11 protein-coding genes and 1 pseudogene are annotated in these 10,097 nt (G+C 62.7%); 1 reads left to right on the plus strand and 11 read right to left on the minus strand.

Annotated elements, in window-relative coordinates:
* Positions 1–51: 51 nt before the first annotated feature.
* Positions 52–300: a porin gene (locus J8I34_RS32030; RefSeq protein WP_371748185.1), complete on the minus strand. Its 249-nt coding sequence runs from the start codon at positions 298–300 to the stop codon at positions 52–54.
* 101 nt (positions 301–401) lie between these two features.
* A complete protein-coding gene (locus J8I34_RS32035; protein ID WP_245176298.1) occupies positions 402–1,853 on the minus strand; it encodes a purine-cytosine permease family protein in 1,452 nt (483 codons plus the stop codon).
* A 258-nt stretch (positions 1,854–2,111) separates the two neighbouring features.
* Between J8I34_RS32035 and J8I34_RS32040 the strand changes: the two genes are divergently transcribed.
* On the plus strand, positions 2,112–3,614 hold the full coding sequence (locus tag J8I34_RS32040; RefSeq protein WP_209808208.1) for a PAS domain S-box protein: 1,503 nt from the start codon (positions 2,112–2,114) through the stop codon (positions 3,612–3,614).
* Positions 3,615–3,643: 29 nt separating this feature from the next.
* Here J8I34_RS32040 and J8I34_RS32045 read toward each other — a convergent pair whose 3' ends face one another.
* The 9 genes and pseudogenes from J8I34_RS32045 to J8I34_RS32085 all read right to left on the minus strand — a co-directional run.
* Positions 3,644–4,120 carry a nuclear transport factor 2 family protein gene (locus tag J8I34_RS32045; protein ID WP_209808210.1) on the minus strand — a complete coding sequence of 159 codons (477 nt, stop codon included), beginning with the start codon at positions 4,118–4,120 and terminating at the stop codon, positions 3,644–3,646.
* A gap of 67 nt (positions 4,121–4,187) precedes the next feature.
* On the minus strand, positions 4,188–4,529 hold the full coding sequence (locus J8I34_RS32050; protein WP_209808213.1) for a hypothetical protein: 342 nt from the start codon (positions 4,527–4,529) through the stop codon (positions 4,188–4,190).
* A 7-nt stretch (positions 4,530–4,536) separates the two neighbouring features.
* Entirely contained in the window at positions 4,537–5,814 is a 1,278-nt protein-coding gene (locus J8I34_RS32055) for an aromatic ring-hydroxylating oxygenase subunit alpha (protein WP_209808215.1), read from the minus strand.
* On the minus strand, positions 5,792–7,069 hold the full coding sequence (locus J8I34_RS32060; RefSeq protein ID WP_371748186.1) for an acetamidase/formamidase family protein: 1,278 nt from the start codon (positions 7,067–7,069) through the stop codon (positions 5,792–5,794). The genes J8I34_RS32055 and J8I34_RS32060 overlap by 23 nt, the downstream gene beginning before the upstream one ends.
* Before the next feature lie 195 nt (positions 7,070–7,264).
* Entirely contained in the window at positions 7,265–7,531 is a 267-nt protein-coding gene (locus J8I34_RS32065; RefSeq protein WP_209808220.1) for a SemiSWEET transporter, read from the minus strand.
* Positions 7,531–8,547, minus strand: a complete 1,017-nt coding sequence (locus tag J8I34_RS32070; protein WP_209808222.1) for a 2Fe-2S iron-sulfur cluster-binding protein — start codon at positions 8,545–8,547, stop codon at positions 7,531–7,533. Before J8I34_RS32070 ends, J8I34_RS32065 begins: the two co-directional genes overlap by 1 nt.
* A gap of 10 nt (positions 8,548–8,557) precedes the next feature.
* Positions 8,558–8,887 carry a non-heme iron oxygenase ferredoxin subunit gene (locus J8I34_RS32075; protein WP_209808224.1) on the minus strand — a complete coding sequence of 110 codons (330 nt, stop codon included), beginning with the start codon at positions 8,885–8,887 and terminating at the stop codon, positions 8,558–8,560.
* Positions 8,888–8,962: 75 nt separating this feature from the next.
* Positions 8,963–9,748, minus strand: a complete 786-nt coding sequence (locus J8I34_RS32080) for an SDR family oxidoreductase (RefSeq protein ID WP_209808227.1) — start codon at positions 9,746–9,748, stop codon at positions 8,963–8,965.
* Between the two features lie 20 nt (positions 9,749–9,768).
* Positions 9,769–10,005: pseudogene (locus tag J8I34_RS32085) on the minus strand (flavin reductase family protein); the annotation flags it as partial.
* Positions 10,006–10,097: the final 92 nt, after the last annotated feature.

The raw sequence follows: 10,097 nt of genomic DNA on the forward strand, positions 1-10,097 counted from the left end.
AAAATAGCGAGCCCTTCAGCCTTGTAGAGGCAAGCTTCGCTTTTTGCGCGGCTAGTACTTCAGCAGCCTGTTAAGGCCGTCGCCAAGCGATTCGCTACCGCGCAGCCCGAACAGGTTGGGGGAGAGCATGCCGGTGTCCAGCAGCCAGTTGGCGTGGCCGCCCTGGTTGTTGACGTACGAAATGCCGGCATCCATCACGCCGTAGAGCGTGACCGAGGATTGGGCGTGCGCGGTTGCGGCGCACGTCAGGGCCAGGCAAGGCAGGAACTGGTCGATCTGCTTTCTTGAAAACATCATCATGGTCGTGTGTTCTTCTGCTGCTCGCAGCGAGGGGCGCCACAGCGTTATCGATGGGTGGACCCACGGTCTGCGCGGGTCGCGGCTGGCATGGGTGCGCGCGGTTAGCTAAGGCGCACGGGGGACGCAGCGTCCCGTTGACGCCGCATAGAGCCGATGCGCAGCACGGGGTAGAGCAGCAGTGAAGTGCTGATGGAGACGAAGAACTCGACCGGCATCCATTCGACCAGCACATAGTGCGCAAGTACGAAGGCGATGGCGCAGGTGAGGATGCCGGCCCAGTTGAAACCGGGCTGGCCATCGGCTTGCGGGCCAGCGCCGGGAACGAAGCGTCGTACCAGGAAATAGTCGGCGACGATAATGCCGGCAAAGCTGGTGGTCAGGATGCCGAGCACCGTGATGAACGTGTTGAACCACGCAAGTATGGAGCCGGCAAGCATCACCAGGGCAATCACATTGGCCAGCACTACGAATACGAGCCGGCCAGGCCGCCACGAGAATGCGGCATCGAACAGATTGGTGAGTGACAGCGACGCGCTGTAGACATTCAGTACCTGTGCCTTCGATTGCGCCAGCACCATCAGCACCGTGCCGGCCACGCCTCCGAAGACGATGAAGGCGGCCGCGACGCTGTCCGGGCTTTGCAGCGCGGCTGCCTGGGCCGCTTCGCGTGACATGCCGGTGCCGACGTAGTACTCCGTCAATGCAGCCATGCCGGCGTACATGACGACACCACCGACCACCAGCATGACCACGTCCATGAAGAGATTGCCGAGCAGAGCCGCGATCCCGATATCGCGAGAGCGCCGCGCATAGCGCCCGAGATCGGCATCGATCAGGGCCAGCGCCCCTGCAGATCCCACCATGACATTGACACAGAAGGCGAACTTGCCGAAGTTCGTCTCGGCGCCGAGCGCCTTGAGGGCCTCCGGCGGAAACTGTGCGCCGAAAGCGAATACGGCGCTCCAGCTCTGCCCGGAGACGGCGATCACTTCAAACAACATGTACGCCAGCACACCCAGGAAGGTGACCAGCATCCACGACGACACACGCGACACTAGCTCGAAACCGAAAGCGGTGATGACCACCCATGCCAGCGTCAGCCCCCCGTAGATCATCACGCGGTTGGCCAGTGTGTCCGGTTGGTTAAGGTAGAAGAGAAAGCCCTTGTAGAGCAGGGCATTCTCCAGGGCAAGGAAGCCGATGATCATGAAGCCGAACACGGCGGCGGTCAGTATCGAGCCCTTGCTGCCGAAGCCGTGGTAGCGAGACAGCACCGTGCTGGACAGTCCCGTGCGGTAGGCGACATGGCCGACACCCCAGCCGAGCAAGGCGCCAATGACTGTGACCGTGATCCCTGCCAGGACCGCGATATGAAGCCCGGCCACAAACGTGGTCAGCGCGCCGATGAAAAGCTGCACCAGCGTCGTGACGATCCCGACGGTGCTCCAGGACAGCGATAGCCAGCCCTTGCGGCTGCCCTCCGGTACGGCCTCCAGCGCGTGGTCCTCCACGCTGGCCGCAAGATCCCTCTTTGCCTGCATTGTCTCCTCCATGGAATGGTTATGATTTGCCGGCCCGGACATGTGCGAGGCCTGACGGCAGCGTACGTGGCGCGCGCGCAGTTTGGGATCGGTCCGTCCATGTACAGCGATAAGCGCTATCCCTTATCGCGCTATGGGGTCGTCACGCATGCATCCGCCGGCGCGTGCGGGCACCGCCACATCGACTTGCGCGGATGACGTCATCTGGCATACGCTTGATTCGCCAGCGGCCATCTGCGCCGGTTGCCCTTCCCCGTTCCGGATCCATACATGACTGCCTCAACCAACTATCGGGACGTTTTCGAGTACGCGAACGACGTCATGGTCATTCATGACAAGGACAGCGGCGAGATACTCCATGCCAACCGCAAGGCGTGCGAGGTGTATGGCTGCAGTGTCGAGGAACTGCGCCGGATGACGATCGGCGATCTGACGCGCAACCACTTTCCCTACGACAACGATGAGGGATTGCGGCTGGTCCGCGAAGCCGCGACCGCCCTGGAGGGCAAGCTATTCGAATGGGTGATCCGCGACCGTGCCGGCACGGAGACGGCGGTCGAGGTCAGCCTCAAGCCCATCATGCTGGACGGCGTGGTCAGAGTGCTGGCCATTGCGCGCGATATCACCGAACGCAAGCAAGCCGAGGCCGCGTTGCGGCAGAAGGAGCGGCACTATCGCCGCTTGATAGAACGCTCCGCCGACGGCATTGCGATCCTGTCGATCGACGGCGTCATACGGTTTGCGGGCCCGTCCATCTTGCCGCTCTTGGGCGTGCCGCCGCGCTTTGTCACCGGCCGCTCGGTCTACGACTTCGTCAGCGAGGCGGAGGGCGAGCGGTTCCGCGAAATCCTGAGGAACCTGCCGCCGGAAGCCGACACCACACTGACCTATCGAATCCTGCATCGGAACGGCCAATGGCGCATACACGAAGCCACGTGCAGGAATCTCGTGCGCGATCCTGCGGTGGCTGGCATCCTGATCAATTTCCGAGATATCACCAGTCGCGTGCAGGACGAGGAACTGGCCCGGGCGCGCGAGCGCCAGTTCGGCCATATCGCGAGGTTGTCGACCACCGGAGAGATGGCCGCGGCATTGGCTCACGAGCTGAACCAGCCTTTCTTTGCCATTCTCAATTTCGTGGCCGGCTGCCGGCGCCAGATCCAGTCGGGCACCTATTCCGAGGCCGGGATACTGCGGGCGCTCGAGCTTGCGCAGAACGAGGCGGAACGCGCTGGCAAGATCATCAATACGGTGCGCAATTTCACCTGCAAGAGCGACTACCAGCGCCGCACCGCCGACCTGCGCCGGTTAGCGGCGGATATGGGTGAGTTGATCGGCGTGCGCGCACGCCATGCGGGCGTGACGCTTGAGTACGCCATGGATACGGAGCCATGCTGGGTGGAATGCGACGACGTGCTGATCCAGCAGGTCGTGGTGAACCTTGCCGTCAACGGCATCGAGTCAATTGAACAGGCGCAGGGTGACTGCCGGCGTCTGAGGATTTCCGTGGGACGGCAATCTTCGGGCCGCGTCAAGATGATGCTCGCGGACACGGGCCACGGGTTGCCGCGCATCAGCCCGGACAAGATGTTCGGAGCCTTCTTCACAACGAAGCGTGAGGGGTTGGGAATCGGCCTGTCGCTGTGCCGGTCCATTGTCGAATCACACGGTGGACACCTGTGGATGACCGAGGCAGCCGCCCACGAGAATGGCGGGGTCCGCGAGACGCGCTGCCACGTATTGTTGCCGGGCTGCGTCGCGCAGGCAGCCTGACATCACAGGCAAGTTCCGCGGACGGCCAGTCAGGCCACGGCGGGCACCCAGTCTTCACCGTTCGAATGCACGAGACGCAGGTCCAGGTTTACGTGCAGGAAGCGCCAGATGCCGTCGACTTCGGTCAGTTCGCTGTTGTACCAGCCACCGATCCAGTGGGCGCGGCGTACGCCGTCCTCCTGGATGTGTGCCAGTTCCCATAGGTACCAATGGCAGCGGGCGGAGCGGAGGTCCGAGTTGACCTCGACCACCGGAGAGACCATGTAGTGCAGGCTCCATACGATCTGCTCGGCGCCAATTTGCGCCAGATGGGTGGTGATGGCATCGCGGCCGACGTATCGTCCGAAGCCTGCCGCTTCCCAGATGGCATCCTCATGGAACAGTGGACCCATGATGCAGGGATCGTTGCGACGGTCTGCGCCGCGTGCATATTCGCCGACGAGCCGGCGTACGGCCTCGATGGCCTCCAGTCGGTGCAGGCGCTGTGAGAGGGTGGGGGATGTCATGGCGGAGTAGGACGCCGCCGGCATCGGCCGGCGGCAAGGGGTGGCGACGTGGATGGCTGGCCGCTGCTTACAGCACGGACTGCCCGTGCTCGGCCACGAAGCGCGACTCCTCGAAGGCGTAAGGCACGCCCGGATTGCCGCCGTACAGCTCGATGTGGGGTGCCACCTCGGCCATCGACAGCGACAGCGCAAGCAGGCGCGATACGTCAAGCGGCAGTTCACCCAGCGGATAGCGATCGAGGTACTTCAGAATCGCCGGCATCCGCGGCAGCATGTTGTCGTAGAAGTACTGCAGTTCCCCACGGCTGGAGGCCTTGCGCCTCGCCTGGCGCGCATCCTGCGTCTGCAGGGCCCAGTCGGCCACCAGGGGCTCCAGCATCTCGAAGTCTTTCGGCAAACTCGTGTTCATGATGTCTTTACTCCGGCTTGGCGGTCATGTATTGCTCCAGCACCTTGTATCCATGGCGCAGCAGGATCTCCTCGTCCTGCAGGACCATATGCGTCTTCGCACCGGATTCCAGCGCTTCGTGCGTATCCTCCATCGTCGCGGTATCTTCCAGCCACGCGTTGCGTTGCAGGACCTGCGCAAACTCCACGGCCCAGCGCTCGCTGTTGGTCTTGGGGGCCGGCACGTAGTACTTGCCTTCCCACAGCGTGCGGTTGTGGGCGATCGGCCAGAACTGGTGCGTGAACCAGATGCCTTCGGAAATATGGATCAGGATGTTGGGGAACACCACGCTGAGCTCGAAGGAGAAATCCTCGCGGCGACTCGGATTGACCGAGGACGGCAGCATCGATGCGCCGCGCTTGGCAACCAGGGAGGCTCCGGTAATCTCGTTGGCCATCGCGGCAATCGGTGTCGGCGTGGCGTCCAGCGTCAGGCAGATACCGGTGGTCCGGTGGTCGCCAAACAGCGCCACATCCGCCAGGCCGGTCGAGAATGCATTGGGGAAGGAGCCGGCGTGGATCGTGGAGACGTGGTACGCCTCTGAGAATGCGTCGAGCGCGATCTTCCAGTTGCAATCAAGCGTTGTGTGATAGCTGAAGCACTGGTTCATGGATGCAAACGGATAGCCAGCCAAATGCTGGCCCATCCCACCCAGATAGTCCTGCAGCGCTTCGACCGGTTCCCTGGAAAGGTTGATGAAGATGAAGCCTTCCCACACGTCGGTATGGACCGGGGTGAGGCCATTCGAGGCCTTTTCCCAGCACGGCGAAAAGCGTTCTTCTTCCGGTACGTGGGCGATCTGGCCTTGAGCGTCATAGACCCAGCCGTGGAAGCGGCAGGTAACCACTGCAGCCTTGCTGCGGCCGAAGGTTTCCTCACCGCTTTCCACGATCACCTTGTTGCCGCGGTGCGAGCACGTGTTGTGGAAGGCCCGGATCTTGCCATCCTTGCCATGGATCAGGATGACCGAGGTCTTGGCGAAATGGATCTTCTTGACCTTGTAGTCGCCGGTGTCAGGAATCTCTTCCACGCGGCCTACCTTGAGCCAGGTCTTCATGAAGACCTGCTCTTTTTCCCTGTCGAAGTATTCAGGCGAGACACATGGCTCGACCGGAATCGGCTCTAGTCCAAGCTCTGGAAATTTGCTTGCCCAGCGCAATTGCTCATGGGGTACGTTCATTGTTGCTCCTCGGTTATTCTCATGCAATGACCAGACGGCCCACTCAGGCGTGCTGCGCGGGCGCATCCTCCAATCCATACTGGCGGCGTACCAGGTGACCAATGCCCAAGCGGTCCAGCGCCGCCATCGGGCACAGGAAGGTCACGCGCACGACGCCGGGCAAGCGGCTGATTTCGATCGAGCCGGCAATCGTGGCGCGGTTAAGGATCTCGTCGTAGGGCAGGCCAGTGACCTTCGCGGCGCGATCCAGCCCGTTCCTGGTTGCCTCATTGAGTGTCGTGCCGGAGCCGATAAAGGTGATGGGGCCATTGCGTTCGATCTCGCCCTGGCCATAACGCACGGCGAGTGCCTGCACATGGGCGCGCTGCGCTGCGCTCATCGGGCGGGCCATCGGCGGCAGGTCTTCGGGACGCTGCAGGAGGATCGGGCCGTCCAGCGCGAGATCCTTGATCACCTCGACTTCCAGTTCGACTTCCCCGGCAACATCGGTTGCGTGGCCGGCAATTTCGCCGTTGCCCTGCTGGGCATGCATGTCGCCCATGTAAACGCCCGCCCCGGGTACCTTGACGGGACAGATCACGATCGCACCTGCGCGGACAGAGTTGGTGTCCATATGCCCGTCGGTCTTGTGCCGGTCGAGCTGTTCCTGGGTCAGCGAAAAGCGGTGTGGCGCGCTGACCAGGTAGGCGCCGAAATCGCCGGCATTGTGTGAGTCTGGAATATCAGTCGACGGCAGCGTGCCGATGTTGCCGAGGAATGGCTGCATATGCGCGGCCACGCCTGCCATGTCGGCACGTGCCAGCGACAAGATCGAATGCTGTTCGGATCGTTCCGGCAGTAGCGCGTGCGCGCCAGGCATGGCGGCGATGCGCTGGGCCGCTGCGCGATCAACGGTCAGCGACACCTGGTTGGCGCGGTCCAGCACGATGACGTAACCGTTACTGAAACGAAAGGCATTGACCTCGGCGCCGCAGACATTGCAACGGATCGCTTCGTCGCCGATACCTTCGACATGGCTGGACGGGCTCGGCGTGCCGCAGGCTGAACACAGCTTGGCGACAAAGGGATCGCCAAGATAGCGTCCCTCCACGAACTCCATGACACCAGAAGAGGTGGCTTCGGACGTAACCTCGCAGCGCAGGATCTTGAGAGCGACGGCGTCACCGATTTCGGCGCCTTCAACCGCAACCGGTTGCGTGACCTCGTGCCCGCCTTCGAAGATTGGCGTAATCATCGGGCCCCAGCAGCCAGGCGGGGTGCCGGTGGAGATACGGCCACCGTCACGGACCGGACCGAGCATCTCAAGGCTGGGGCCGATCACGCCGCGCGTGTAGTGGTTGACGTGGACGTGATCCATGGGAGCAGTGACGAGGGTGGCAGTGGGTGTATCTGTGGACATGTAGTCTTCCTCCTGGCGGTCTTGGCTTACGGTCAGCTTAGGCGCGGCCGGTCGTGCATAAAATCCGGCCGGCTATCTACAGGGATAAGGTGAAACACGTATCGGCTGCGCCGGGCATCACGCTTCAAAGCGGCGCTTGAGCACGACGATGGCGATGGCCTGCAGTAGGACGGCAGCGTTCGAGACCACCATCGGCATCGATCCGATGGCGACGCCGTAGCCAAGCCACAGCAATACACCCGCAATGAATGCGACGTACATTCCGTACGAAATGTCAGCGGCAGAACGCGATCGCCAGACTTTGAGCAGTTGCGGAACAAACGCGCCCGTGGTCAGGGCGGCGGCAACCAGGCCGACGCCGTCGAGCAAGTTCAGGGCAACCATCAGAAGTAGCGGTCGAAATGGATCTGGCTCTGCGGCACGCCGTGCCCTACCAGCAGGAGTTGCTCGGTGGCCTCGATCATGGGTGGGGGGCCAGCCAGGTAGAACTCGTAGTCCGTCAGGGCTGATACCAGCGTGTCGCGCACGAGTTCGTGGACAAAGCCGGTGTTGCCATGCCACGGTGGATCCCCGGCAAGGACGGGAGCGGATACGGTCGCGTGGTAACTAATCCGTTCGCCGAATCCCGGCAGCTGCCGCAGCAGGTCTTCTCCGCAGATGTCCCGCGGCGTGCGAGCGCCGTAGAAGAAATGGAGCCGGCGAGCGTGCGTAGTCTGGCAGTCCGCCAGACCGCGTGCCACTGATAGCATGGGCGCCAGTCCCGAGCCCCCGGCGATGCAGACAACGTCGCGCGCGATGTCTGTGCGCAGGTACGCGAGGCCATACGGTCCATCGATCTCGATGCTGTCGCCGACACGCAAGTGGTCGAACAACATGCCGGTGGCCGCACCTTCTGGCGTGCGACGGATCTGGAAATGCCAGTCACCTTCCACGTTTGCGATATTGGACATGGAGTATGCGCGTGGTCCGCTGACGCCAGGCAGATGCAGCAGGGCGTACTGACCGGGCTGGAACTGTGCATGCCCCGGCGCTCGGAAGCGAAACTCGCGGATGTCGTGTGTCAGGTCCCGGGTCTCAGTCAGCGCCGCCAGCCGCATGGCAGGCAGTACAGTGGGGCGACACGCATCATCCAGGCGCAGCCTGATTGTGCAGTCGCCGAGCGGGCGGGCCTGGCAGCCGAGCAGCCGACCTTTGGCTCGGTCACGCGTCGAGAGGCCTGGCGCGTCTTCGCGAAGATTAAGGACTTCGCCTTGCAGTAGCTCGAACTTGCAGGTTCCGCAGGCGCCGACATTGCATTCATAGGGTAGGGCGATGCCAGCGCGCAGACCGGCGCGCAACACCGTATCGTCGGCTTGGCATGCAAAGTCGCCGTCGACGCCTTCAAGGTGGATTCGGTACATCACGGCGACCTCATTCCGGCTGGCGAATATGGACGCCACCTTGCTCGATTGCTACTTCGTATGTCCTGAGTGCAATGCGGCACGGTGCCCCGGTTGGCTTGCCGGTACGGATATCGAAGGTTCCCTGGTGGAATGGACATTCGACCAGGTCGCCATCGATTTCGCCTTCGCACAGCGAGGCTTCACCATGGGTGCACCGGTCGTCCGTGACGAAGAAGCTGCCGTCCAGGTTGAAAACGGCGAGTGAGGGAAAGCCGGGGATGTCGACACGGCGCGAGGTGTTCGCCGGGACTTCCTCCGGGCGGCAAAGGAAATGCAAGGTATGGACAGCGGTTTCCATGGGATCGGTCTCGTATGGGATTGATCGATGAGGCCGCTGGTGCCGCATTGGCCCAGTAACGGCCAGGCGTGAGGACTACCCGACCAGCGCGGAGATCGGTGACAGGCGCTGTTCCGGCCCCATTGCGCTGTAGCCGCCGTCGACGGGCAGGTCTGCGCCGGTGATGAACGACGCATGATCGGAGCACAGAAACACCACCGCGGCGGCGACTTCCTCCGGTTCCCCCACGCGTCCGAGCATATGGAAGGGGGCGGCGATGGCGTTGGTGCGGGCCTTGTCACCGCCCGACAGAGTGTCCAGCACGCCGGACCACGTCCAGCCGGGTGACACGCTGTTGACGCGAATGCTGTCTCCGGCGAGATCCAGCGCCTGGCTGCGCGTGAGCTGCAGGATGGCGGCTTTGGAGGCAGGGTAAAGCCAGCGGCCAGCCTGCGCGGCGCGCGCGCTGGTGGAGCCGAGATTGACGACGGCCCCGCCAATCTTTGCAAGATGCGGATGGGCCGCCCGCAGCAGCATGGCGCCGCCGACCAGGTTGACGTTCAGCGCCTGAGTCCACGCCAGCCGGTCCGAGCTGATGGCGTTGTCCACATAGCAGCACGCAACATTGACGAGGAAGTCGATACGGCCGAACACAGCCATCGCATCCTCTACGCAGTGCGCAATCTCCTGATCCCGCTGCAGATCAGTGCGCACGAATCGGGCCTTGCCGCCGAGTTGGGCCTGCAAGGCTTCGCCACGCTGTACGTCGATGTCGGCGATGACCACACTCGCGCCGTAGCGCAGGAACTCGCGGGCAATCGCAGCGCCGATTAGCGTCGCGCCGCCGCTGATGATTGCGACCTTATCCTGAATGCCTTTCATGATGGTGTCTCCGGAAATCGTCAGCCAACGGCCCGCGCTTCGGCAAGGGATCGTGGGTAGGCCTGAAGACGGCCGTGGCAAAAGAGCAGCGGTACTGCTTGCTGCGACCGGTAACGGACGATCTCTCCAATCAGGATCAGGTGGTCGCCCGCCGGATGCGACGTTGCGGTGCGGCATTCGAACTGCGTTGCAGCGCCTTCGATAAGCGGTACGCCATCAATGCCATCCAGCGTCGTCAAGCCGTCGAACTTGTCCGCCGACGGTGTCGCGAACTAGAGAGCACTTTTGAAGCGTGGTAACTAAACAGCCCGTAACCCTTGTGGTTACGGGCTGTTTAGTTATTTACATT

It is taken from the genome of Cupriavidus phytohabitans (assembly GCF_017815025.1).
Taxonomy (GTDB): Bacteria; Pseudomonadota; Gammaproteobacteria; order Burkholderiales; family Burkholderiaceae; genus Cupriavidus.

Bases quoted from the DNA above. Each gene is read 5' to 3' on its own strand.
- J8I34_RS32050 (WP_209808213.1), bottom strand. From the start codon at position 4,529: ATGAACACGAGTTTGCCGAAAGACTTCGAGATGCTGGAGCCCCTGGTG.
- J8I34_RS32080 (WP_209808227.1), bottom strand. From the start codon at position 9,748: ATGAAAGGCATTCAGGATAAGGTCGCAATCATCAGCGGCGGCGCGACG.
- J8I34_RS32030 (WP_371748185.1), bottom strand. From the start codon at position 300: ATGATGATGTTTTCAAGAAAGCAGATCGACCAGTTCCTGCCTTGCCTG.
- J8I34_RS32065 (WP_209808220.1), bottom strand. From the start codon at position 7,531: ATGGTTGCCCTGAACTTGCTCGACGGCGTCGGCCTGGTTGCCGCCGCC.
- J8I34_RS32045 (WP_209808210.1), bottom strand. From the start codon at position 4,120: ATGACATCCCCCACCCTCTCACAGCGCCTGCACCGACTGGAGGCCATC.
- J8I34_RS32055 (WP_209808215.1), bottom strand. From the start codon at position 5,814: ATGCGCCCGCGCAGCACGCCTGAGTGGGCCGTCTGGTCATTGCATGAG.
- J8I34_RS32040 (WP_209808208.1), top strand. From the start codon at position 2,112: ATGACTGCCTCAACCAACTATCGGGACGTTTTCGAGTACGCGAACGAC.
- J8I34_RS32075 (WP_209808224.1), bottom strand. From the start codon at position 8,887: ATGGAAACCGCTGTCCATACCTTGCATTTCCTTTGCCGCCCGGAGGAA.
- J8I34_RS32070 (WP_209808222.1), bottom strand. From the start codon at position 8,547: ATGTACCGAATCCACCTTGAAGGCGTCGACGGCGACTTTGCATGCCAA.
- J8I34_RS32035 (WP_245176298.1), bottom strand. From the start codon at position 1,853: ATGGAGGAGACAATGCAGGCAAAGAGGGATCTTGCGGCCAGCGTGGAG.